We start from the raw sequence: 23,278 nt of genomic DNA, 5'->3' as shown, positions 1-23,278 counted from the left end.
AGCCTGCCATGACCGCCCAATCTCAGCCATTTTGCAGAACTCTCCGCACACTACCTTTTGTGGCACATTGTCGTTGAACGAACCTTGAACCGCGCGTTCAGCCGGGGTTCATCGGAAAGTTTCCGAGCCGCCGTGCTTAACGCACGAGCGAGACTTCGGGTTCGATGGCGGTGAGCCAATAGCGCGTGTGACGGCGGTCGCCGGTGCGGCGGAGTGCGCCCTTTGCGACCAGGTCTGCGAGATCGCGGGTGGCGGTGGCGCGCGACGCACCGGTGATCGCGATGTAGTTCTCCGCGCTCAAGCCGCCCTTGAAGCCCTCCGGGCCGGCGCGAAAAAGCCGCGCGACCGCCTTTTCCTGACGCTGGTTAAGCTGGCCGCGCAGCCGGTCATAAGCCCGGGTCTTGGCGATCAGGAACTCGATCAGGCTCAGCGAATAGGTTTGCGCCTTGAGGATCGTTTCGCCGAAATACTGAAGCCAGCCGGTGATTTCGAGGTCCTTGTTCGCGCGTTCGAGCTCTAGGTAATAGGTCTTTCTCTCGCTCTGGATCACCTGCGAGAGCGCCAGCAGCGTCGGCTGGCCGAGATTTTGCGACAGCGCCTTTTCCGCGACCGCGCGGCCGATGCGGCCGTTGCCGTCCTCGAAGGGGTGGATGGTCTCGAAGTAAAGATGGGCGATGCCGGCGCGGGTCACGGGCGGCAGGGCGCGGCTTTCATTGAACCAGCCGACGAACCGCTCCATTTCGGCCGCCACCCGCGCCGAAGGCGGAGCTTCAAAATGGATGGTGCGCGCGTAATCCGCACCCGAGACGATCTGCATCGGCTCGGGATGGGTGCGGTAACATCCGATATCGCTGAGATCGGTGCGGCCGGACGTGAGCATCCGGTGCCAGTCGAACAGGGTCTCGTGAGCGAGCGGCTCATCGAAACCGCGGTAAAGCGCGGTCATCATCTCGGCGATGCCCTGCTCCGCCGGCGTGATCCTCAGCGAGGGCGCTTCCAGGCCGAAATTGCGTTTGAGCGAGGCCTGCACCGAGTCCCGGTTGAGGATTTCCCCCTCGATCTCGGAGGTCTTGACGGCTTCGGTGCTGATCAGGTCGACAACCAGTTCCGCCGCCTGACCGGAGCCCACATATTTCAACGCCCCGACGAGCGTGCCGGCCTGACGCTGAAACCGCGCCTCCAGATCAACGAGCGCTGCGCCGTCCCAGGCAAAGTCCGGCCAATCACGATGGTCCCAGTTCCAGGGCATGAGCTATAGAGATCCTTTCTATAACTCACGATATCACCATTTCATGAGCTATAGAACTGGTTTCTCTAGCTCATGACAACGGCAGAGTACCTACTACTCTCGCTGCACACTCCCATCAAGTGAAGTCATTAGTGGATGATGTCGACTAGCGAAGCGTTTTAGCTATAAATCGCGAGCAAGATGGCAAAAAACGCATACAGAGGAAACACGATCACAGACAAATAAGTGAGCCTAATTGACCACATGACTTCCCGTTTCCACCTCTTTTCCCAATATCGTGAGTAAGATCGCAACCTGCGGATTGTCGCTATCTCAATATTTTGATTTCTTATTTTCGCAATCACATCTCCGAAATTCTCCAACCATATTATTTGCCCAATTATCGCAACCAAGAAGCCAACCAGAGCTCCGATTGCAACCACCAAAAAAGAGGATACATATTGATTGTTTTGAAGAGTGCCCAGCGCTGTAAGAGACCCCAAAAGCGCCGCCCCATGCGTTAACAATACAAGTTTTTTACTCTCATTCACATTGTCGAATAATTTATTGTAATGAAGCTCAGCTTCGGACCGCCAGTTTCTCACATAGTGGTCACGGCTTTGGATCGTTCGTTCGATCCACATTCGTTGTCGGTTATGCTCGTATGCAAGTGGATTAAATTTATCGAATGCATTTTCTTTCTCGGCCTCGCCTCGGAGCCAGTCAAGATCGTCTTCGAGGCTCTGGACCAAATGCCTAATTGGATATCCGTCCCACGCACTCTTATTTATAAATTTCCACCGGTCTTCAAGATATGGGCGAAACTCGTCGTATTTATCGGACATTCCACCCCATCCCTCACCCCACCCGCTCCACAAACCCGTCCAGCACCCGCTTCTGGCCCGCCTTGTCGAAGTTGATCGTCAGCTTGTTGCCGTCGATGGAGGCGATGTTGCCGTTGCCAAATTTCAGGTGGAAGACGCGGTCGCCGACCGCGTAGGCGGAGGTGGTGCCGGTGGATTTGGCGACGAGTTCGCCTTCGATGGTGGCGCCGCGGGGGCCAGACTCTCCATAAGCTATGCGCTCCACCGCGTGACCCGAACGGGTCCCCCAATTGTCGCGGGCGGCGTCGGTCTTGTTGGCCTGCGCCCGTTTCCAGCCCGGCGTGTTGTAGTTGCCGGCGAACGGCTCGGCCTTGTCGAAGCGCGAGGCGCCGTAGGGGCCGCCCGAATGGCCTGACGCGCCAAACCGGCCGCCGCGGCCATAGCCGCCGTAGCCGGTGTCGATCTCGGCCACCTCGACATGGGCCTCGGGGAGTTCATCGAGAAAGCGCGAGGGCAGTGTGGATTGCCACAGCCCGTGGATGCGGCGGTTGGAGACGAACCAGATGTGGCAGTGGCGTTTGGCGCGGGTCAGGCCCACATAGGCGAGCCGGCGCTCTTCCTCCAGCCCCGAGCGGCCGCCCTCGTCGAGCGCGCGCTGGTGCGGGAACAGCCCCTCCTCCCAGCCCGGCAGGAACACGGTCTCGAATTCGAGCCCCTTGGCCGAGTGCAGCGTCATGATCGAGACGGCGTCGAGATCGGGATTGTTCTCGGCATCCATCACCAGCGCAACATGTTCGAGGAAAGCGCGCATGGATTCGAAGCCGGAAATGGTCTCGACCAGTTCCTTCAGGTTCTCAAGCCGGGTCGGCGCATCGGCCGAGCGGTCGTTCTGCCACATCTCGGTGTAGCCGGATTCCTCGAGGATGGTTTCGGCGAGCTCGTGGCCGGGCGCGGTTTCCATCAGCCCCTGCCAGCGCGTGAACATCTCGACCACGTCAGTGAGCGCCTTGCGCGGCTTGGGTTTGAGCTCATCGGTCAGCACCAGGTCGCGCGCGGCTGCCAGCATCGGAATGCCGCGGGCGCGGGCGACGTCGTGGATCTGCCGCACCGCCGCCTCGCCCAGGCCCCGCTTCGGCACATTGACGATGCGCTCGAAGGCCAGATCGTCGGCGGGCTGGCTGACGACGCGGAAATAGGCCATGGCGTCGCGGATTTCCTGGCGCTCGTAAAAGCGCGGGCCGCCGATGACGCGGTAGTTCAGCCCCAGCGTGACGAAGCGTTCCTCGAATTCGCGCATCTGGAACGAGGCGCGCACCAGGATCGCCATGTCGTTGAGCGCGCGGCCCTTCAACTGCGCCTGCTCGATCTCCTCGCCCACGGCGCGGGCTTCTTCTTCGGAGTCCCAGGCGGCGTGGACCTGCACCCGCTCGTGGTCGGGGTCGGACTGCTCGGTAAACAGCGTCTTGCCGAGCCGGCCCTCATTGTGGGCGATCAGGTGGCCGGCAGCGCCGAGAATGTGCTCGGTCGAGCGGTAGTTGCGCTCGAGCCGGATCACCTTGGCGCCAGGGAAATCCTTCTCGAAGCGCAGGATGTTTTCCACCTCCGCGCCGCGCCAGCCATAGATCGACTGGTCGTCGTCGCCGACACAGCAGAGGTTCGGGCGTTCGCCCGCCGGGCGCTGGGCCAGGAGCCTCAGCCACATATATTGCGCGGTGTTGGTGTCCTGGTACTCGTCGACCAGGATGAAGCGGAATTTCTTCTGGTATTCCTTGAGCACGTCCGGATTGGCGCGGAACATGCGGATCGGCAGGCAGAGAAGATCGCCGAAATCGACCGCGTTCAGCGTCTGCAGCCGCGCCTGGTAGGCGGTGTAGAGCGCGCGGCCCTTGCCATTGGCAAAGGCGCGGCTGTCGCCCTCGGGGATCTCGGACGGGCCGAGGCCCTTGTTCTTCCAGCCGTCGATCAGCTGCGCGAACTGGCGCGCCGGCCAGCGCTTGTCGTCGATGCCCTCGGCCTGGATCAGCTGCTTGCAGAGCCGTATCACGTCGTCGGTGTCGAGGATGGTGAAATCAGATCTGAGGCCCGCAAGCTCGGCGTGCCGGCGCAGAAGCCTGACACCGATCGAGTGGAAGGTGCCGAGCCAGGGCATGCCCTCGACCGCGCCGCCGACGAGCACGCCGATGCGCTCCTTCATCTCGCGCGCGGCCTTGTTGGTGAAGGTGACCGACAGGATCTGCGAGGGGAAGGCAAGCCCGAGATTGAGGATATGGGCGATGCGGGTGGTCAGCACCCGGGTCTTGCCGGTGCCCGCGCCGGCGAGCACCAGAACCGGACCGTCGATGGTTTCAACCGCCTCGGCCTGTTCGGGGTTCAAGCCCGCGATATAGGAGGCGGGCGGAAGCGTGGCCTCGCGCGCCTGGCGATTGGCTGCCAGCGCGCGCGCCGCAATGCCGCCGCCGCCCGGGCGGGCGGAAGCAGGCGTGGCGCGCGGCGGCGGATCGTCGTCGCCGAAAAACGGAATGTCGTCGTCTGGTGTGGTCATACCCGGCAATGTAGTGATTCGGGGACGAAAGACCAGCAACGAGCGCGATTTCGGCGTCCCAAGGTATCTACGGGTCCACGCGGACCGCAGCACAGACCAAAATGGGGCATGGAGCCACAGGGGCATGGCCGGGCTCTTTGCGAGACTGGGCCGTTTTGCCCTACCCGATCCGCCGCCATGCGCCAGTCCTTGCCGGCTTGCGTCGGAACGGGCACCGAGCGGCCACCACTGCGTTCGAGGCTTGACTCCACACGTCACACGTGAAGACTGGCTTTGACAAAACCGTATCGTGCCCGGCAGCGCATGCCTTGTCGGGGGCCCGCGCGGTGTGAGTGTCCCGTCTTGCCGTGGGGGCTGGCATGAATGAACCGCAGGCCACGTGTTCCGACGCAAATCTCGACCGGGTGTTCGGCCGGGTGCTGGCGCGCATGGTGGGCATCATCGCTGAGCACGACGGCGCGCCGGTGGGCATCGCCTGGGCGACGGCGGATGAGTACCTGCTCTCGGACAGGCCACGCTTCGTCACCGTGCATCTGGTCGCGGCTGGCCTCACCCTGACCCCCTTCCGCCGCGCCAAGGCGCTTCTCACGCTGGTCGCTGCGATCCGGCAATGGGCTGCGGTGCAGGACGCGAGCCCGGTGTTTTTTCATGTGATGACGGGGGCCAAACTTGCGGCCGCCGACCGGCTGATGAAGGCTGCGGGAGCGAAGTCCGTGGGAGGCAGTTATGCGTATTGGTTTTCACGATGTATGCTTTGATGAATCAGGTTTGGAGGGGCTCTGTTGCTAAAGACATCCTGCGCGAGAAATGACGATGAGAGAAATAGATAAAGAAAAACTGAAATACCATGCGGCATCGTTTTACGATTATGAAGGGCTTCTCGAGGAGGGAGGGAGAATGTTCAGTAATATATCAATATTTGTTGTTATATCATATACTGCCATCTCTGCATTCCTTCCGTACTTTGTTCATCCCCAAGAAACAGGTTTCATATTTGTGGAATTTACAAAAAACTCTATTTTTTCGCAGAGATTCCATGACATTGAAAGTATAAATACCACACTTTCTCAAATATATTTCTATAATGTATTTTTATATTTCATATTTACCACATTGGTTACTTCATATTTTGTCAGGCTGTACATTAGATACCAGAGCTCGAACGACGTTCATCCGCCGCTGTACTCAAGATCCATAATTGGCTTGCTTATGAATTTTATTTTACTTTCATTCTTATATTATTTATGTTTTGTTTTTTCTATGGACTTCAAAAATGAAAGATACTCCGGGATGAGCGTGATATTCACAACTATTATACATCCGCTTGCCAGCTCGTTTGTGTGCTTGATATCATCCGTAGCTATATTTAGCATTATTATGTTTCCGATAAAGTTTTTCTTTCTCAGGGGGAGGATGACTCATGGTTAAAGATAATACAGGCGCCATGACGGGGGCAAATCTCGCGGGAACAGACCGGCTGATGAAAGCAGCTGGGGCGCTGTGCGCTGGAGGCAGTTATGTGGCTTGAGCGAACGTATTCAGCCTTGCTGCCACACTTTTATAACTGATTCATTTTTCAGAGTATATTGAAATTGAAAACACATTTCATGACACGAAAGAAGAGCACCACACTCGGAATAGTAGGATTTATATTATTTGCTCCTGCTATTGTCGATATATTTTTATCTTTTTACAGAACCAGACAAAAAATAATAATACAAACGTATATGAGTGACGTATATATAATATACCTTTTTTCTTCATACATTCTGTTGCTGCAGTATTTCCACGGGTTTGGCCTACATTATATTTACAAATGTATTAATTATGTTAGATATATCATATATCTACCAGATAAAACTTATAACCATTTGTTTTCGTGTCTGTTGTCATCATTTCTATTATGGAGGGAGACGTTAGAAATACGCAAGCAATGGAGAGGGTGGGGAGTGAATACCGTTTCTGCACGGCCATGTAAGCGCGGGACGCAGGCTTGCAGGCACAGACCGACTGATGAAGGCTGCGGGAACGCGGTGCGTGGGAGGGAGTTATGCCGTTTGAAGATTTGCCAAGCAGTTTTCTGCCAATTCACAAGGGCTTATTTTAGTTATGCTTGGCCTAGGCGCAATATATGATAAAATTCATAATTTTATATTATCTGGCAAAACAATGCGCTTTATAAGAATTATTATTTATTTGTTTTTTATTTTATTCTTTGTATTTCTTATATTAGTTCGAATTGAATCAAAAATGGACATATTGGATAGGCTTTTATTGATTAACGATTGGATGTTCAAAAAATGAACAGATCTATTTCGATAGACGACTCGAAGACGGCTCATATCTCTGTTTCGGGAATTGGGCCAACGACATTCTCGATATCCATATCTGGTCCAGGTGGCACCGTGGGATACAACCCACCGGGCGCTGCGGCAGGTGTTCGACACCAACGGCAACGGCTTGCTCGATGCCGGCGACGGCCGATGGGGTGACTTCCGCATCATGGTCACGCAGGCAGACAGGCCGCGGATCGGGCACGCTTGTTCAAGGCCACAGCGCCGGCTTGCGGCCGGAGCGCCGGTCCGCCGCGGCTACATCCGGCGCGCTCCGGTGTCGCTGGTGGTGGCCGACACCAGGAGCGGCATGCGCGAGCGGCGGTGTTCGAGTGCGACCACCTTGTAGCCTTCGGCCTTCAATCGGGCGAGCAGCAGCGGCAGCATGGCGGCGGTGCGGGCGTGGATGTCGTGCATCAGGATGATGCCCTTCCGCTTCGAGCGGACCCGCGCCATCGTGTTGGCGGCGATGGTCTCGGGGGTCAGCTTGAAATAGTCCTTGGTGTCGATGTCGACGTCGAGGATGACGAGGCCCTGGTCTGTGACCGCGTGGCGCAACGCCCCGGTGTCGGCGAGATACGGAAAGCGGAAGAAGCCCACCGGCTGGTGCGCGGCCTTGGCCACCACCGCGTTGCCGCTCTCGATGTCGGCCAGCGCACGGGTGGGGCCTGCGGCGACGAGATTGGCGTGGTTGTAGGTGTGGCTGCCGATCGAATGGCCGTGATCCGCAACGCGGGTGGCGATCGCCGGATAGGCGGCCGCCATCTGGCCCACCATCAGGAAGGTGGCCTTGACGCCGTGCCGGCTCAACACGTCGAGGACGCGGTCGGTCTTGCCGGGCATCGGCCCGTCGTCGAAGGTCAGGATCACTTCCTTGTCGTTGAGCCGGATGTCGGAGATCGAGGCGACGCGGAGCGTGCGGCCGGCCAGGCCGCCCGCGCCGGCGCGGGGTTCGGTCCGTCCGAAACCGGAAAAGGGCGGCTTCAGCAGCGCGAGCGATGTCCCGTTAGGCGCCCCCTGCCCGACCGTTTCGGCGTCCGCGCCGGGGCCATAGGCGGTGCGCGCGGCACTCAGCGAGGACGAGGGCTTGGACGCGCAGCCCGCCAGGGCGAGACAGGAGAGAAGGGCAGCGACGGCGAGGCGCAGGACCATGGCGGGAACAACTTCTTGAAAGACAGACCGCCGAACTTTCTCCGATTATGGTTAACCAAGGGTTGATCGCCGGCATGATCCCTGCCCGGCTTTCGGGAGAGCGCTTTCGCGCGGGCCGGCTTCCCGCTAGACTGGAGCACACCCCGATCTTCCCATGAGCGGACTGCCCCCGTGGACCACAAGGCCTTCATTGCCAGCCTCAGCCCGGACCAGGCCCGCGCGCTCACCGAGACCTCGGACGCGCGTGGGCTCGTGCAACTGGCCTCGCATCTCGGCGCCATCGCGCTTTTGGGCGGGCTGATCGCGGCGCGCGTTCCCTCCTGGCCGCTGCTGATGCTGCCGCAGGGGATCCTCATCGTGTTCCTGTTCACGGCACTGCATGAGGCGAGCCACGAGACGCCGTTTCGCACGCGCTGGCTCAGCACATGGACGGCGCGGGTGAGCGGCTTCCTGATCCTGCTGCCGCCGCGCTGGTTCCGCTATTTCCACTTCGCCCACCACCGCTTCACGCAGGTTCCGGGCAAGGACCCCGAACTCGCCGCCCCCAAGCCCGAAACCTGGCGGCAGTATTTCCTTCATGTTTCGGGCCTGCCGGTGTGGCTGAGCCATCTCCGCACGCTCGCGCGCAACGCCGCCGGGCGCTGCACGGACGATTTCGTGCCGGCGGCCCGGCGCGCCGCGGTTGCCGCCGAGGCGCGGGGCATGCTCGTGCTCTATCTCGCGCTCGCGGCCGCGAGCCTGGCGGCGGGGTCAGCGGTGCTGCTTTACGCCTGGATCGTGCCGATGCTTCTGGGCCAGCCGTTCTTGAGGCTGTACCTGCTCGCCGAGCACGGGCGCTGCCCGCAGGTCGCCAACATGCTCGAAAATTCCCGCACCACCTTCACCAACGCGCTGGTGCGGCGGCTGGCCTGGAACATGCCCTACCACGCCGAGCATCACAGCTATCCGGCGGTGCCGTTTCACCGGTTGCCGGAGATGCACCGGCTGGCCGCGCGCCATCTGAAGGTGACCGAAACCGGCTATGCCCGGTTCCATGCCAAGCATGCGCCCCGGTTTCAGGCTGACTGATGCCTCAGGCGCCGCAGCATTTCTTGAATTTCCTGCCCGAGCCGCAGGGACAGGGATCGTTGCGGCCTGGCGCGGCGGCGCGCGACGGCGCGGGCTCGGGCAGCCGGTCCCAATAGACCCAGCGATCGCCGATGCGGCGAAACACGGAGGTTTCCGAAAGCGCATCCTCGGCGCCGTTCTGGCTGTAGCGGGCGATGAAGCTGACGGTGCCCTCGCTGTCGCCCGCCCTGCCCTTGCGCGTTCCGACGATCTCGAGCCCGAGCCAGCGCGTGCCGAGTTGCGCGGCCTCGGCCTGGGCGCGGTCGAACACGACCGCCGCGGGACCGGCATTGGTGGCGGCGATGAAGCCGATATTGCCGGTGGCATAGGCCGCGTAGCGGGCACGCATCAGCGCTTCCGCGGTCGGCACGGCGGCGCCGGCATGGTAGCGGCCGCAGCACAGATCGAAATCGAGCATGGAGCCGCAGGGGCAATGGGGCATCGTCGGGCCTTGTGAAAAGAATGGCTGCACCGACCCTACCCGATCCGCCGCCGCGCGTCAGCCCTGGCCGGCCTCCATGGGAATGGGAGCCGAGCGGCGACCGTTGCGTTCGTGGCTTGACTCTGCACGCCCTGCGTGAAGACTGGCCCCGACAACACCGTGTCGTTCGCGACGGCGCATGCCTTCTGCGGGGTCCGCACGCGGTGTGATTGTCCCTTGTTGCCGTGGGGGCCGACATGAATGGACCGCAGGTCTTTGCCGACCGCAAGGTCGACCGGATGTTCGGCCAGGTGCTTGCGCGGCAGCCCGGCATGGTGGGGATGGTCGCCGAGCACGACGGCGCGCCGGTAAACATCGCCAGGGCGACGGCGGATGAGTACCTGCTCTCGGACGGGCCACGCTTTGTCACCGTGCATCTGGTCGCGGTTGATGTCGCCCTGAACCCGTTCCGCCGCGCCAAGGCGTTTTTAACGCTTATCGCCGCTCTCAAGCAATGGGCGGCGTCGCACAGGGCGAGCCCGGTGTTTTTTCATGTGATGACGGGGTCAAGTCTTGCGGGCACTGACCGGCTTATGAAGGCCGCGGGCGCCCAGTGTGTGGGGGGCAGTTATGTGGTTTGATTTTCTGTGCGAATTAGTGCAAGAACAATCATTGCAAGCCGCGAAGGTATAAAATCTGAAATTTCTCAGCAACGCCATAAGTAGGTAATTGCAATTGAGATACATTAGAACAGCGCTTTCCTTAAATATTATCAATAATAATCCTTTTTTGGGGTTTATTATAAGCTATTTTTATACTATAATATTTATTATTATTCTGATCGAAATTACATATATAAAGGAAAAACTATATTATATAGAATATAAAGAAATGCAGATTATTTATTTATATAGATATTTTCTGGAGAGCATTATAATTTTTTCTGAATATTTTTTAGTTTTTTTCTGCAGGCTTGTATTTTATTATTTCCATTGAATCATTATTTTTAAAATTGGCATTATTAAAAATAGAAATGTTTTGGATTGGACCTTATTCTTGTGCGGTGGACTCAATAGTTAGATGAAGATGTAGTCCAGTTGGGATTAAAAATGAGAAACCGGAGTTGTTTGAATGCCAAATAGTCAAAAAAGAGGCTTTCCTGATACTCCTTTTAGTCTCAGGCCTCATTGCTCATAGCCAGAAGATGACGGTTGCGGCGAGAGCGATGGCTGAGAAGAAGGCCATTGGGCACCTGTCATAGCGTGTCGCGACACGCCTCCAATCCTTGAGACGCCCGAACATGATCTCAATCCGGTTGCGGCGTTTGAAGCGGCGCTTGTCATATTTGACGGCCTTGTTCCGGGATTTCCGGCCGGGGATGCAGGGAGTGATGCCCTTCGCCTGTAAAGCGTCACGAAACCAGTCGGCATCATAGCCACGGTCTGCCAGCAGCCATTTGGCCTTGGGAAGCTCGTCAAGCAAGGCGGCAGCGCCGGTGTAGTCGCAAACCTGACCGGCTGTTATGAAGAAGCTGATCGGGCGACCATTCGCATCCGTTACGGCATGAAGCTTGTGTTCATGCCGCCTTTCGTGCGTCCAATCAGGCGGCCCGCGCCCCCTTTTTTACCCGCAGGCTGGAAGCCGTGCGGTGTGCCTTCAGATAGGTCGCGTCAATCATGATAGTCTTGCGCTCTGGAGCATCAGGGACAGCCAAGCCTTCCATCATCTGGATAAAGATACCCTTGTCACCCCAGCGCTTCCAACGATGATGAAGCGTCTTGGAGGGGCCGTATTCCTTCGGCGCATCGCACCACCTGAGCCCATTGCGGTTGACGAAGATGATGCCGCTCGGAACGCGCCGATCATCAACGCGCTGGCGGCCATGGCTCTTGGGGAAATAGGGCTGAAGACGAGCCATCTGCTCGTCCGTCAGCCAAAACAAACTACTCATCAGTCAGGCTCCTGCTCGCCCGCCTGAATCACAGCCGTCAGTTCAAATCAATGGGTCGCGGACCTAAGACCTCCGCCCCCGCGCGGTCAAGCCCCGCACCGCATCCTGCCCCGGCCGCGCGGCCCGGGTCTCAGGCCGCCACAGAGGCGGTCTCTGTCTGGTAGGCGGCCTTCAGCGCGCAGGCATTGCGGCACATCGCCTCGTTCATCCGGGTGATCTCGCCCAGGCCCTCCGTCAGGATCCGCTGAAACGCCTCGAGATCTGTCACCAGATCGTTGAGCACCCCGCTGTTGAGCCGTCCGACCTCGACCTTGCCCATCATGCGGATCGCGGTCAGCCCCGATGTCAGCCGCCTGATGTCGTCGGTCCCCGACACGAAACTGCACAGGTTGCGCTCGATGCTCATCAGGTTGTCGAGCGCCCTTTGGGTGTAGCGCATCCGCTGGTCATTGAGGAGGCGGGCCTCGCGGGCATGATCGACCCGCTCTTCCGCCGCTTCGCTGGCGAAGGTGCCGGCGATTTCCCTCTGCATCAAAGCGGTCGCAAGCAGGAAGGCGCCCTCGCTGATGGTTTCGGAGACGGCGTGCGCGGCGGCGGAAAAGCCGTCGAGCGCATCGCGGATATCGCCGGCAAGCAGGGTGTAATTGTTCGAGATGGTGCCGAGCGCGCGCCCGGCGCTGCCCAGCCGCACGGCCTGGATGACGAGGTTGAGCGGCACGAAGCGAAAGCCCTGATAGCTCCCGGCAACCCTGCTCGCGGACCCGACCAGGCCTTCGGACGCAGTCAGCAATTCGTCGAAAAACCGCAGCGTCGGCGCGGTCCGGGCGCCCATCTGCCGGTCGCGGTTGAGCACTTCCGCCATCAGCCCCTTGGCCATGAAACTGCGATAATCGGCAAAGCCCAGAGCCGCGAGCCGGCCGAGCAGGCGCTGCGCGCTCGCCGCGGGCGCGAGCCCCTCGTCCCGCTCCGCGGCCAGCAGCGCGTGGTATTCCGCCGCCACCTGCGCCAGCAAGGGGCTGCCCGGCTTGAGGCGGACCGACAGATAGCCGCCCTCGACCGGCGTGATGATGGCGAACACCCAATAGGCGCTGCCATCCTTGGCCCTGTTCTTGACATAGGCGCCGATCGGCCGGCCCTGGCGGATCTGGTCCCACATCAGCCAGAAGACGCCGCGCGGCATGTCGGGATGGCGGATGATGTTGTGGGGGCTGCCGAGCAGCTCATCCCAGTCGTAACGGCTGATGCGCCGGAAGACGGCGTTGCCCGAGGCGATCTTGCCGCGCGTGTCGGTGCGCGAAAAGAACAACTCGTCAAACCCGAATGCGGCTTCCCGCTCTCCCGCAAGCACGGACGGCATACGCAAGGGCTCCGCCATGGCAGACTCCGATTCCAATAAAATCGTCACCGACAATGTAGTGTCAAAAGATGCGGCGGGGCCGACCGCGATGCCTTACCTGTCAATCCTTGCAGTAAAATGTAAAGATTTACTTATATTTTCGACGCCTCATCAAGCAAAAGCCGGCACACGACAGGACCACGGCACCGCCGCACAGGGGCAACCGAACCGCCCGGCAGGCATCGGCCGGGCGGACATGGCGGGCAGCGGCTCGGTTCAGCCCTGCCGCCGGCCGGCCGTTACAGCCAGCCCTTCTTCTTGAACCAGAGATAGGGCCCGATGGCGGACATGGCCATCACCATCAGCGCGATCGGATAGGCCCAGGGCAGGTCGAGTTCCGGCATGTTCTGGAAGTTCATGCCGTAGACGGTGCCGATGAAGGTGGGCGGCAGGAACACGACCGTGGCGACCGAAACCACTTTCATCACCTGGTTCTGCTGCACCGAAATCAGGCCGAGCGAGGCGTCGAGCAGGAAGACGATGTTTTCCGAGATGAAATCAGCATGCTCGGACAGGGACTGAATGTCGCGCGCCACCGACCGGCAGCGCTGCCTTACCAGCTTGTCGCCCGAGATTTCCGGCAGGGTCTGCAAATAGCCCGCCACCCGCGACAGCGACATCAGGCTTTCGCGCACCTTGGCGATGGTGCGCTGGTGACCCGAGATGATGCCGAGCATGGCTTCGAGATCGCGGGTGATCGTGTCGGGATTGGACTGGCTGGTCGAGGAGAACACCCGGGTCGAGACGAGATCGATCTGGCGCGAGCGTCCCTCGAGAACCTCGGCGGTGCGGTCGACCAGGGCTTCGAGAAGCCGCGAGATCACGTCGCGGCCGCCGAGGCCTTCGAGTTCGCGCCGCGCATTGGCGGCGAAGATCGCAAACGCCTTGGGTTCGCCATAGCGGATGGTGACAAGCCGGCCGCCGGTCAGGATGAAGCCGATATCGGTGATCTCGGGAAATTCGCTGTCGGCATTCCAGACCACGCTGGCGGTCAGATAGGCGGCGCCGTTTTCGGTGTAGAGCCGGCTCGAGGGCTCGATGTCGTGCAACTCGTCACGGCTCGGCACCTCGACGCCGATCAGGGTTTCGACCTGCTTTTCCTCCTCGGGGGTGGGGTGCAGCATGTCGACCCAGCAGGCGGCATCGGGAAGCTCGCCCTTGTCGGGAGCCGGCGCATCAAGGCAGAAGCCTGCGGAATCGTAAGCCCTGATCATCGCATCATCCGTTCTGGAGGGAGGCGTCGAAGACCGGATCGACCGGCACCTGCAGCGCGGTTGCAAGCTGGTTGGTCTTGCCGGCAAGGCCGATGATCGCCAGCAGTTCGCCATACTGCGCCTCGGTCATGCCCTTGGCGCGGGCCGCGGCCGTGTGCGAATGAATGCAATAGCTGCAATTGTTGGCGACCGAGACGGCGATGTAGATCATCTCCTTGGTCAGCGGATCGATCGACGACGGCGTGACCACCACCTCCTTGACCTCGCGCCAGGTGCGCTCGAGCAACGCCGGATCGACGGCCAGCCAGCGCCACATGTTGTTGATGAAATCGGTCTTGCGGGTCTCGCGGATGTCGTCGAACACCGCCTTGACGCGCGGATCGGATTCGAGCGTGGCGGATGGCTTGTGCGTGGTCACGTCGGTCTACTCCAATTGAGGCGCGCGGTGGCGCGCGGGTGGTCCGGTCTGCCGTGCAGGCCTCAGGTTCGGTTGGCGGGGCCGGCGCCGTCCGCGGCACCGGCAAGGAGCCGGAGAGCCGCGACAAGCCGCATGGCCTGCGCCTGACGGGAGCCGGGCGCGCCAGGCCCGCGGCGCGCGCAGGCGGACCCCGGCGCGACCGCGCGAACCGGCCATGTCGAATGCACTGGAATCATGACCCGTCCTTTCGTCGTCCGGCCGTTCGCACTTTTCTTCCGCATAGGCCAAAACCGGCCGCGCATCAATCACCGGCGCCCCGGCCGGATCCCCGCTCCCTCGCCTGGCCGGGGAGCAGCCCTGCCCGCCCTCGCCGCGCCGCGCCGAAGCCGGACCGTAGCGGCGCCGAGCCTGTCGCCAAAGCCCGTCCCGCGCTCCTTGTGGAAAGTGCAGGCGGAATCGGCGGCGGGGCGCTTGCCAAGGCGGAAACGCACGTTTACCCTTACGTTAACGTCACAAAACCCGGAGGATTTGCCGTGAACCCACTCGTCCAACGCATCATCGACACGGTCGGCATCGACCAGGCCACCGCGGAAAAGGCCATCGGCGCCATCCTCGTGTTCCTGCAGTCGGAAGGCCCCGCCGACAAGGTCAAGGCGATGCTCGCCTCCGTGCCCGGCTCGGAGGCGCTGATGGCGCAGGCGCCGACCGGCGGCATGCTGTCGATGGGCGGGATCATGGGGCTGGGCCAGAAGCTGATGGGCCTCGGCCTCGGCATGGGCGAGATCTCCGGCATTTCCAAGCAGACCATGGCCTTTGCCCGCGAGAACGGGGCGGGCGACGCCGTCAACGAGATCGTCGGTTCGATCCCGGGCCTGTCGCAGTTCGTCTGAGACGCACCGATGCCGGGCACCTGAGCGCGCCGGCACATACCTTGTCCCTGACCAGGGAGCTCGTGAATGCAAGGCCCCGGGCGGATTACCGTCCGGGGCCTTGTGCATGCGCCCAAGCTTTGCTTGCGCCCTGCAGGTTTGATATCGGTCATGGCGGCGAGGCTCGCGGCCACGCATGATCGCGGGCGGATGGTCGTGCGAGGTCGGCTGAGATGAAACGACGCAACCTGGTAATGGGCGGCGGGGCTGCCGCAGCCTTCGGGCTGGCGGCCCATGCATTCGGCCGCGGAGCGTCCTACGAGGCGGCTGCCGACGCGGTCTGGACGCCGCCATCGCGCGCGGCGGCGGGCGATCTCGCTTTCCTGGTGCACCACGCCACGCTTGCCGCCAACAGCCACAACACCCAGCCCTGGCTGTTTGCGGGCGACACCGACGCGGTGACGATCCGGCCCGACTTCAGCCGGGCGACGCCGGTGGTCGACCCGGACAATCACCATCTTTATGCGAGCCTCGGCTGCGCTGCAGAAAACCTTGCGCTGGCGGCCACCGCCCTCGGGCGGAGCAGCGACGCGCCCCGGTTCGACACCGCGACCGGCGCCGTGCAGGTCGAGCTCGGCGGCGCGGTCGCCGGTGCCGACCCGCTGTTCGAGGCGATCGTGCAGCGGCAATCGCGCCGCTGCGATTACGACAGCAAGCCGGTGGCGGCCGAGGACCTGGCGGCCTGCGCCGCTGCAGCGCGCGTCGAGGGCTGCGAGGTGATGCTGATCACCGAGCGGCCACGCCTGGAGCAGCTGCTCGAGCTGATCGTCACCGCCAATCGCGCCCAGATCGCCGATCCGGGTTTCGTGGCCGAACTCAGGCACTGGCTGCGCTTCAACCCGGCCGCGGCGATCCGCCATGGCGACGGGCTCTATGCGCCCTGCTCGGACAATCCGGCGATGCCGGACTGGCTTGCGGACCTGGTGTTTCCGCTCGCCTTCGGCGCGCGCAGCGAAAACGCGAAGATCGTGCGCCAGGTGCGCTCCTCGGCGGGCTTTGCGGCTTTCGTGAGCGACCGCGACGATCCCGCGCACTGGGTTGCGGCGGGCCGCAGCGTCCAGCGCTTCGCGCTTGCGGCCACCGCGCGCGGGCTGAGCTACGCTTTCCTGAACCAGCCGCTGGAAGTGGCGACCTACCGCCCGGCGCTCGCCGCACTTCTCGGCTGCGGCGACCGCCGGCCCGACCTTCTGGTCCGGTTCGGCCGGTCCCGCGCCATGCCGCGCGCGCTGCGCCGGCCGGTTGCGGAGGTGATGGCCGCGGCCTGAGGTTTTGCGATCTCGCGCCGCTTCCGCGCTGCCGGCGCTTGCCGGCCGCAGCCCCGCGCGCTGTCCGCGGCATCTCGCCCGGGCCGACCCGCCCCCCATGCCGCGCGCGCCGCGTCACATCCGGTACCAAGCGCGACGCCTCCGCCTCACCTGGCGCCGAGGCTCCCGGATCGGAAACGCAGAAACGCCAGCGCGACCGTCCTCCCAAGAGGGGATCGCACCGGCGTTTCCGGCTGTAAACGAGGAGCAGCGGGGTCGGGCCCGCCCCCAGGCCGACCCCGCGCTCCTCATCCGTCCTGCCCGGCTAGGAAGCCTGGGTTGGTCGGATAGCTCTGTCCAGTTTGGCGGCGACGCCCCAGGCGACCGGCAATGCGACGATCGCACCGGCCAGCGCGGCCATGGCAATCGTCATGGCTTCCATCCGCCCCATGCTCAGGGCCGCCACCACGAACACGCCGGCCAGTGTGGTGCCGATCATGATGTAGACGATTGCCGCGAGCTTGAGCATTGCCGCCCCCTAGGTTCGGGTCTTGCGCCAAACCGCTCAAGACCGTGTTCGCTGACGCTAGCGCGGCCGCAGCGGGCGCGAGTTGATCTAACGCAAACATTTTGCGTTTTCCTGCGCGCGGGCCCGCATTTTCGGCCCCCTGCGGCGGCCTGCCGCAGGGGGCCGGAACTGTGCCGTTTCGGCACGGTTTGGCTGGCACGGTTCGTGCACGTCCGCGCCCATGCGCACCACCGATCCCGATCTGAGCCGCCGCCGCCTTCTCGCCTGCCTTGCCGGGGCCGGAGCCGCGAGCCTGATGCCGCAAGGCGCCCGTGCCGCCCCGCTGTTCGCCCAGGCCGACCTGCGCGGCGGGCTCGACGCCACGCTTGCGGGCCTGCTCCCGGATACGGCCGACGACCAGAGCCGGCTGTTCCAGCGCGCGATCGACGACGCGGCGGCGGACGGCCGGGTGCTCACGTTGCCGCCGGGCAGTTTCGTGATCTCCAATATCACCCTGCCCGACGGCGCGCGGATCGCCGGCGTTGCCGGCGCCACCCGGCTGGTCTATGGCGGCCGCGGCCACGGGCTGATCGCCGAGGGCGCTCGGCGGATCGCGCTGTCGGGCCTCGTGCTCGACGGCGCCAACCAGCCGCTCGGCGACCATGTGCGCGGCCTGATCCACCTCAGCGGCGTGACCGAGGCGGTGATCGAGAACCTGACGGTCGGCGGCGCCGACGGCCACGGCCTCACGCTCGAGGGCTGCGGCGGCCGCATCAGCGGCTCGGAAATCTTCGGCGCCCGGCTCGCGGGGATCTACGCGGTCGAAAGCCGCGGGCTTGCGATCACCGGCAATGTGGTGCGCGACTGCGCCAATGGCGGCATCCTGGTGCACCGCTGGCAGGCGGGCGCGGACGGCACCCTGATCGACGGCAACCGGGTGATGCGGATCGCCGCGCGCGCCGGCGGCACCGGGCAGAACGGCAACGGCATCAACATCTTCCGCGCCGACAACGTGATGGTGACGAACAACCACGTCTCCGACTGCGCCTTCTCCGCGATCCGCGCCAATTCGGCGAGCAATATCCAGATCGTGGCCAACCAGGCGCTGCGCTCGGGCGAAACCGCGCTCTACGCCGAATTCGCCTTCCAGGGCGCGGTGATCGCCTCCAATCTGATCGACGGCGCCGCGGTCGGCATCTCGGTCGCCAATTTCAACGAGGGCGGCCGGCTTGCCACCGTCACCGGCAACGTGATCCGCAACCTCTCGGCCGCCGGCCCCTATCCGAGCGAGAACGCGGGTTTCGGCATCGGCATCGCCATCGAGGCCGACGCGGCGGTCTCGGGCAACGTGATCGAGGGCGCCCCCAACTGGGGCGTGCTGATGGGCTGGGGTCCGTTCCTCCGCTCAGTCGCGTTCACCGGCAACACGCTGCGCGCCTCAGGCGCCGGCGTCGCCGTCTCCGTGGTCGAGGGCGCGGGCTCCGCACTGATCGCCTCCAACCTGTTCGAGGACGTCCCCCGCGGCGCCATTCTCGGCTGCCGCTGGAAGGACGTGGTCACCGCCGACCTGGCACGCGACGGCGCCAACCGCTTCCCGCATCTGACGATCACCGGCAACGCCGTGGCGTGAGCGCCTGCGCGGCAGCCGGCGGGCTCTTCCTTCTCCCCCGCGGGGAGAAGGTGGATCGGCGCGCAAGCGGCGAGACGGATGAGGGGGCGGCATCCCCGATCCCCGCATCGCCCCCTCATCCGCCGGCTTCGCCGGCACCTTCTCCCCGGTGGGGCGAAGGGAGATGGGCGGCGGCACCCTGGCTGCGCGGCAGGCATTAACCTTTGGGCAAGAGGCGCGGCCTAAGCTCTCAGGCTCATTCAATCTTTCAGGGAGGAGGAGCGAAGACGGGAATGTATCGCCATGAGTGACGACATGGAAGATCTCCACCGAGACGAGGACGACACGAGAGTGCTCCCTGCCGCCCCGGGCGCCTCCGCCGCGCCGCAGGGCGGGTTTGCCGCGCGGGCGCCGCGCAAGCGGGTGCTCAAGGGCGCAACCGCGGCCTTCAACCACGAATTCAGCGCCATTCCCTGCCTGCTGCGCGAGATCAGCGACACCGGCGCCCGGCTGATCTTCGAGGGCGGCTGGTTCGCGCCAGACCGATTCACGCTGCATGTCGCACTCGACGGCTACAAGGTCGAGTGCGAACGGGTCTGGCAGAGGGGCAGCGAATGCGGCGTGCGGTTCCTGGGCGAGCGGCAGGTGATCGGCAAGCCGCGCCAGCAGGTGCTCACACCCGAAGCGCTGCCCGACGAGGACGACACGACGGCCTCCGCCGCGCCCGCGCCCTGGGGCCAAAAGTCCGAGCCGCCCTTGCCGCTTCCCGCCGGCGGCCCGCGCCGCCCCGGCTTCGGCCGCCGCACCCGCTAGTCCGGCCGCGCCCCTTTCCGGTGCTCGTCCGCCCGCGAAGTGCGGCCTCGCCCGCAACCCATTGCCGCAACCGGGCATTCCTCTTGAGGTGGCAGGCGAAAGCTGGTTCAACGGGAACAGGAAATCCGGCGTCCGGGGGAATCATGAGCCATCAGTTGGTCCAGCAGTTTCTGAACGATCTCGACCGCTTGCGGAAACTGTCAGGCTCGCTCAACGAACAGACCGTGCGCGAAGCGTTCAAGGACCTTCTCAAGGCGTGGGCGCGGCAGGAAAACCTCCTGTTCGTGGCAGAACTGGAATATGCCACCTCGCAGAAAACCAAGGTCTATCCGGACGGCACGATCCTGCATGATCTCCGGGTGCCGCTCGGCTTCTGGGAATCGAAGGACACCAAAGACGACCTCGACGAGGAAATCCGCAAGAAAAGCGCGCGCGGCTATCCGCGCGACAACATCATCTATGAGAACACCGACACGGCGGTGCTGATCCAGAACGGGCAGGAAGCGTTCCGCTGCGCGATGGCCGACACGGATGCGCTCCTGAAACTCCTCAACCTGTTTTTCGGCTGGGAGCGTCCGGAAATCGCCGAGTTCCGCAAGGCCGTCAACCAGTTCAAGGCGGACCTGCCGCATGTTCTCGATGCGCTGCGCGAGAAGATCAATGATGCGTATGACGGCAACGCCGCGTTCCAGGCAGAGGCCAGACGGTTTCTCAACCATGTGAAGGAGACGGTGAACCCGACGCTTGGCGAGGCGGACGTGCGGGAGATGCTGATCCAGCACGTTCTGACCGAGGAAATCTTCGCCCACGTCTTCAACGAGAGCGATTTCCATCGCGAAAACAACATCGCCAGGGAACTCTACAAGCTCGAGGGCGCGTTCTTCACCGGAGCGGTGAAGAAGGAGACGCTGAAGACGCTGGAGCCCTATTACGCGGCGATCCGGGCCAATGCGGCACAGATTTCCAACCATCAGGAAAAACAGACCTTTCTCAAGCTGATCTACGAGAATTTCTACAAGATCTACGACAAGAAGAAGGCCGACACGCTGGGCGTGGTCTATACGCCCAACGAGATCGTCCGCTTCATGATCGAGGGCGCGGACTGGCTGACGGAGAAGCATTTCGGCAAAAAGCTGATCGACGGCGACGTGGAAATCCTCGACCCCGCCACCGGCACCGGCACCTTCATCTGCGAGCTGATCGAGTATTTCCGCGGCCAACCCGAAAAACTGGCCCACAAATACCGGAACGAACTCCACGCCAACGAGGTGGCGATCCTGCCCTATTACGTGGCCAACCTGAACATCGAGGCGACCTATGCGGCAGTCACCGGCCAGTTCGCCGAATTTCCGAGCCTGTGCTTCGTGGATACGCTCGACAATGTGGAAGGCTTGGGCATCCGCGCGGGCCAGCAGATGGACCTCCTCGGCGGATTGTCGGACGAGAATATCGAGCGGGTGAAACGGCAGAACCGCAGGAAGATCTCCGTGGTGATCGGCAACCCGCCCTACAATCCCCGCCAAGAATACTACAATCAAGGAAACGCAAATAGAGCCTACAATCGAATTGATCAAACAATTAAGGATACCTACATACGACTTGGCACCGCCCAGAATAAAAATACTGTATACGACATGTATACAAGATTCTTTCGGTGGGCATCCGACCGCCTGCATGATGATGGAATTATTGCATTTATTACCAACAGAAACTTCATTTCCAAGGCCGCTTTTGACGGATTTAGAAAGTCGGTTGCTACCGAATTTGCCGAAATATGGGTATTAGACCTCGGGGGCGATGTCCGCGATGACCCCCGCTTGTCGGGAACAAAACACAACGTATTCGGAATTCAAACTGGTGTCGCAATTTCTTTTCTCGTGAAAAAGCGAGGAAAACGCAGCGCTGTTATTCGATACGCAAACCGGCCTGAGATGGAAACTGCTGATGCGAAGCTGGCATTTCTGGCTGGAAAGAAACTTCACGATATTCCGTTTCAAACCATCGTACCCTCAAAAACTGCGGATTGGGTCGATATCGTTGACAATGATTGGGAACAGCTCTTGCCTCTCTGCTCGAAAGAGGTGAAGGCGGGAAAGTCTCGAAATAGTAATGCTATTTTCCGGCTCTTTTCACTTGGAAATGCGAGCCATCGTGACGAGTGGGTTTACGACACTTCAAGAGACCAACTTGAACAAAAGGTCCGTTATCTGATTCAGGTGTATGAAGAATGCCGTATCGATCCTACGTCGCCCGCGAGAGAGAGCATTCGATGGGATCGAGAATTGGAAAAATATAGAAAAGCCGGGATCAGGAAAAATTTTGATCCGTCCCTGATAGTCAGAGCCGCATATAGGCCATTTACCCCCATATTCTTGTACTTCGATAGACATCTAAATGGAATGACATATCAATTGCCTGACATGTTCTCTGAAAAAGGCATCAACAGGGTTATTAGTTTTAGCAGTATAGGATACCGGGCAGACTACTGCGTCTCCAGCTGGAATGGCCCTGTTGATCTGCATTATGGTGCCGCTGCCGATGGATACCAAGTCGTCTCACGCTACCGCTACACCGAGGATGGCGAGAGGGTCGACAACATCACCGACTGGGCGCTGAAGCGGTTCCGGGAGGCCTATGGGAAGGACGTGATGTCGCGGCCTGCAATCTCCCCCCTTGCGGGGGAGATGTCTGCGCAGCAGACAGAGGGGGGTGAGGCCGCAGACACCGAATCCGGAGCGATACCCCCCTCTGCCCCTGTCGGGGCATCTCCCCCGCAAGGGGGGAGATCGGGTTCCGCGCGCTCCGCCGCCCTCAGCAAGGACGACATCTTCCACTACGTCTATGGCGTGCTGCACGATCCGGTCTATCGCGAAAAATACGCGATCAACCTGAAGCGCGAGTTTCCGCGGATTCCGTTCTATCCGGACTTCCGGCAATGGGCGGAGTGGGGCGAAAGGCTGATGGCGCTGCATATCGGCTACGAGACGGTGGAGCCCTGGCCGCTGGAGCGGATCGACGAACCCGACGAGAAGGCGCGGGACGCCGGCGTGGCGCCCAAGACGATGCTCAGATCCGACCGCGACAACGGCACGATCCGGCTCGACAGCGAAACGCAGCTCACCGGCATTCCGCCCGAAGTCTGGACCTACCGGCTCGGCAACCGCTCGGCGCTCGACTGGATTCTGGACCAGTACAAGGAAAAGACGCCGCGCGACCCAACCATCCGCGAGAAATTCAACACCTACCGTTTCGCCGATTACAAGGAGCATGTGATCGACCTGCTCGCCCGCGTGACGCGGGTGAGCGTGGAAACGGTCGCGATCACCGAGGCGATGAAGAAGGCGAAGCGGGGCTAGCCCTGATGTGCCGGCGACGCCGACGGCCGCATCGCCCCCTCATCCGCCGGCTTCGCCGGCACCTTCTCCCCGGCGGGGAGAAGGGAGGTGTGCGGCGGCGCCCTGCCCGCTTGCACCGTATTCAGAGGCTGGGTTACGCCGCGCCAATGCCGGTTGGCGCCGGGGCCGGCGGGTTCTCCCTTTGTAACTTCCCAACCGCCGCATTTGAGGCTGTAATGGCGAGTGCGGTGGCG

Annotated in this window: 18 protein-coding genes and 1 pseudogene; 9 read left to right on the top strand and 10 right to left on the bottom strand. The window is 61.9% G+C overall.

Annotated features, from left to right (window positions below; genetic code table 11):
* Nucleotides 1-136 precede the first annotated feature (136 nt).
* From AWJ14_RS12915 to AWJ14_RS12910, 3 genes are all read right to left on the bottom strand, one after another.
* A complete protein-coding gene (locus AWJ14_RS12915) occupies nucleotides 137-1,249 on the bottom strand; it encodes a Fic family protein (RefSeq protein WP_066179724.1) in 1,113 nt (370 codons plus the stop codon).
* 158 nt (nucleotides 1,250-1,407) lie between these two features.
* Entirely contained in the window at nucleotides 1,408-2,073 is a 666-nt protein-coding gene (locus tag AWJ14_RS22225) for a hypothetical protein (protein ID WP_139112643.1), read from the bottom strand.
* A 13-nt stretch (nucleotides 2,074-2,086) separates the two neighbouring features.
* Nucleotides 2,087-4,594 carry an ATP-dependent helicase gene (locus tag AWJ14_RS12910; protein ID WP_066179722.1) on the bottom strand — a complete coding sequence of 836 codons (2,508 nt, stop codon included), beginning with the start codon at nucleotides 4,592-4,594 and terminating at the stop codon, nucleotides 2,087-2,089.
* A gap of 359 nt (nucleotides 4,595-4,953) precedes the next feature.
* On the opposite strand from AWJ14_RS12910, the gene AWJ14_RS12905 reads away from it, so the two are divergent.
* Entirely contained in the window at nucleotides 4,954-5,352 is a 399-nt protein-coding gene (locus AWJ14_RS12905) for a hypothetical protein (protein ID WP_066179717.1), read from the top strand.
* A 1,833-nt stretch (nucleotides 5,353-7,185) separates the two neighbouring features.
* Here the strand turns inward: AWJ14_RS12905 and AWJ14_RS12900 are convergent.
* On the bottom strand, nucleotides 7,186-8,079 hold the full coding sequence (locus tag AWJ14_RS12900; RefSeq protein WP_066179715.1) for a polysaccharide deacetylase family protein: 894 nt from the start codon (nucleotides 8,077-8,079) through the stop codon (nucleotides 7,186-7,188).
* A gap of 171 nt (nucleotides 8,080-8,250) precedes the next feature.
* Here AWJ14_RS12900 and AWJ14_RS12895 point away from each other — a divergent pair, with 171 nt between their 5' ends.
* Nucleotides 8,251-9,147, top strand: a complete 897-nt coding sequence (locus AWJ14_RS12895; RefSeq protein WP_066179712.1) for a fatty acid desaturase — start codon at nucleotides 8,251-8,253, stop codon at nucleotides 9,145-9,147.
* A 4-nt stretch (nucleotides 9,148-9,151) separates the two neighbouring features.
* Here AWJ14_RS12895 and AWJ14_RS12890 read toward each other — a convergent pair whose 3' ends face one another.
* Complete coding sequence (locus AWJ14_RS12890; RefSeq protein ID WP_245304264.1) at nucleotides 9,152-9,604, bottom strand: YchJ family metal-binding protein; 453 nt, start codon at nucleotides 9,602-9,604, stop codon at nucleotides 9,152-9,154.
* 260 nt (nucleotides 9,605-9,864) lie between these two features.
* Here AWJ14_RS12890 and AWJ14_RS12885 point away from each other — a divergent pair, with 260 nt between their 5' ends.
* Nucleotides 9,865-10,248: a hypothetical protein gene (locus tag AWJ14_RS12885; protein ID WP_066179703.1), complete on the top strand. Its 384-nt coding sequence runs from the start codon at nucleotides 9,865-9,867 to the stop codon at nucleotides 10,246-10,248.
* A 550-nt stretch (nucleotides 10,249-10,798) separates the two neighbouring features.
* Here AWJ14_RS12885 and AWJ14_RS21955 read toward each other — a convergent pair.
* Both AWJ14_RS21955 and AWJ14_RS12870 read right to left on the bottom strand, forming a co-directional pair.
* Nucleotides 10,799-11,558 (bottom strand): annotated as a pseudogene (locus AWJ14_RS21955) (IS5 family transposase).
* 130 nt (nucleotides 11,559-11,688) lie between these two features.
* Nucleotides 11,689-12,933: a PAS domain-containing protein gene (locus AWJ14_RS12870; protein WP_139112642.1), complete on the bottom strand. Its 1,245-nt coding sequence runs from the start codon at nucleotides 12,931-12,933 to the stop codon at nucleotides 11,689-11,691.
* Between AWJ14_RS12870 and AWJ14_RS22220 the strand changes: the two genes are divergently transcribed.
* Nucleotides 12,932-13,216 carry a hypothetical protein gene (locus tag AWJ14_RS22220; protein WP_139112641.1) on the top strand — a complete coding sequence of 95 codons (285 nt, stop codon included), beginning with the start codon at nucleotides 12,932-12,934 and terminating at the stop codon, nucleotides 13,214-13,216. The two genes, AWJ14_RS12870 and AWJ14_RS22220, sit on opposite strands and share 2 nt — an antisense overlap.
* Here AWJ14_RS22220 and AWJ14_RS12865 read toward each other — a convergent pair.
* Both AWJ14_RS12865 and AWJ14_RS12860 read right to left on the bottom strand, forming a co-directional pair.
* A complete protein-coding gene (locus AWJ14_RS12865) occupies nucleotides 13,194-14,168 on the bottom strand; it encodes a magnesium transporter CorA family protein (protein WP_066179691.1) in 975 nt (324 codons plus the stop codon). The genes AWJ14_RS22220 and AWJ14_RS12865 overlap by 23 nt on opposite strands.
* A gap of 4 nt (nucleotides 14,169-14,172) precedes the next feature.
* A complete protein-coding gene (locus tag AWJ14_RS12860) occupies nucleotides 14,173-14,586 on the bottom strand; it encodes a carboxymuconolactone decarboxylase family protein (protein WP_066179689.1) in 414 nt (137 codons plus the stop codon).
* A gap of 533 nt (nucleotides 14,587-15,119) precedes the next feature.
* Here AWJ14_RS12860 and AWJ14_RS12855 point away from each other — a divergent pair.
* Both AWJ14_RS12855 and AWJ14_RS12850 read left to right on the top strand, forming a co-directional pair.
* A complete protein-coding gene (locus tag AWJ14_RS12855; protein ID WP_066179686.1) occupies nucleotides 15,120-15,476 on the top strand; it encodes a hypothetical protein in 357 nt (118 codons plus the stop codon).
* Between the two features lie 212 nt (nucleotides 15,477-15,688).
* On the top strand, nucleotides 15,689-16,780 hold the full coding sequence (locus AWJ14_RS12850) for an Acg family FMN-binding oxidoreductase (RefSeq protein ID WP_066179683.1): 1,092 nt from the start codon (nucleotides 15,689-15,691) through the stop codon (nucleotides 16,778-16,780).
* Nucleotides 16,781-17,084: 304 nt separating this feature from the next.
* On the opposite strand, the gene AWJ14_RS12845 is transcribed toward AWJ14_RS12850, so the two are convergent.
* Entirely contained in the window at nucleotides 17,085-17,288 is a 204-nt protein-coding gene (locus AWJ14_RS12845; protein ID WP_066179680.1) for a hypothetical protein, read from the bottom strand.
* Nucleotides 17,289-17,508: 220 nt separating this feature from the next.
* Between AWJ14_RS12845 and AWJ14_RS12840 the strand changes: the two genes are divergently transcribed.
* The 3 genes from AWJ14_RS12840 to AWJ14_RS12830 all read left to right on the top strand — a co-directional run bounded on the left by AWJ14_RS12840 (nucleotide 17,509) and on the right by AWJ14_RS12830 (nucleotide 23,045).
* Nucleotides 17,509-18,897 carry a TIGR03808 family TAT-translocated repetitive protein gene (locus AWJ14_RS12840; protein ID WP_066179677.1) on the top strand — a complete coding sequence of 463 codons (1,389 nt, stop codon included), beginning with the start codon at nucleotides 17,509-17,511 and terminating at the stop codon, nucleotides 18,895-18,897.
* A gap of 282 nt (nucleotides 18,898-19,179) precedes the next feature.
* Nucleotides 19,180-19,689: a PilZ domain-containing protein gene (locus AWJ14_RS12835; protein WP_139112640.1), complete on the top strand. Its 510-nt coding sequence runs from the start codon at nucleotides 19,180-19,182 to the stop codon at nucleotides 19,687-19,689.
* Between the two features lie 143 nt (nucleotides 19,690-19,832).
* Nucleotides 19,833-23,045, top strand: a complete 3,213-nt coding sequence (locus AWJ14_RS12830; RefSeq protein ID WP_066179672.1) for a type ISP restriction/modification enzyme — start codon at nucleotides 19,833-19,835, stop codon at nucleotides 23,043-23,045.
* Nucleotides 23,046-23,278: the final 233 nt, after the last annotated feature.

It is taken from the genome of Parahoeflea olei (assembly GCF_001703635.1).
In the GTDB taxonomy this organism is placed as follows: Bacteria; Pseudomonadota; Alphaproteobacteria; order Rhizobiales; family Rhizobiaceae; genus Hoeflea; species Hoeflea olei.
This window is presented reverse-complemented; position numbering and strand designations above follow the sequence as displayed.

Coding starts and splice junctions, on each gene's coding strand:
- AWJ14_RS12865 (WP_066179691.1), bottom strand. CDS start 14,168: ATGATCAGGGCTTACGATTCCGCAGGCTTCTGCCTTGATGCGCCGGCT.
- AWJ14_RS12905 (WP_066179717.1), top strand. CDS start 4,954: ATGAATGAACCGCAGGCCACGTGTTCCGACGCAAATCTCGACCGGGTG.
- AWJ14_RS12830 (WP_066179672.1), top strand. CDS start 19,833: ATGAGCCATCAGTTGGTCCAGCAGTTTCTGAACGATCTCGACCGCTTG.
- AWJ14_RS12885 (WP_066179703.1), top strand. CDS start 9,865: ATGAATGGACCGCAGGTCTTTGCCGACCGCAAGGTCGACCGGATGTTC.
- AWJ14_RS12835 (WP_139112640.1), top strand. CDS start 19,180: ATGAGTGACGACATGGAAGATCTCCACCGAGACGAGGACGACACGAGA.
- AWJ14_RS22220 (WP_139112641.1), top strand. CDS start 12,932: ATGGCAGACTCCGATTCCAATAAAATCGTCACCGACAATGTAGTGTCA.
- AWJ14_RS12840 (WP_066179677.1), top strand. CDS start 17,509: ATGCGCACCACCGATCCCGATCTGAGCCGCCGCCGCCTTCTCGCCTGC.
- AWJ14_RS12900 (WP_066179715.1), bottom strand. CDS start 8,079: ATGGTCCTGCGCCTCGCCGTCGCTGCCCTTCTCTCCTGTCTCGCCCTG.
- AWJ14_RS12870 (WP_139112642.1), bottom strand. CDS start 12,933: ATGGCGGAGCCCTTGCGTATGCCGTCCGTGCTTGCGGGAGAGCGGGAA.
- AWJ14_RS12910 (WP_066179722.1), bottom strand. CDS start 4,594: ATGACCACACCAGACGACGACATTCCGTTTTTCGGCGACGACGATCCG.
- AWJ14_RS12850 (WP_066179683.1), top strand. CDS start 15,689: ATGAAACGACGCAACCTGGTAATGGGCGGCGGGGCTGCCGCAGCCTTC.
- AWJ14_RS12845 (WP_066179680.1), bottom strand. CDS start 17,288: ATGCTCAAGCTCGCGGCAATCGTCTACATCATGATCGGCACCACACTG.
- AWJ14_RS22225 (WP_139112643.1), bottom strand. CDS start 2,073: ATGTCCGATAAATACGACGAGTTTCGCCCATATCTTGAAGACCGGTGG.
- AWJ14_RS12915 (WP_066179724.1), bottom strand. CDS start 1,249: ATGCCCTGGAACTGGGACCATCGTGATTGGCCGGACTTTGCCTGGGAC.
- AWJ14_RS12890 (WP_245304264.1), bottom strand. CDS start 9,604: ATGCTCGATTTCGATCTGTGCTGCGGCCGCTACCATGCCGGCGCCGCC.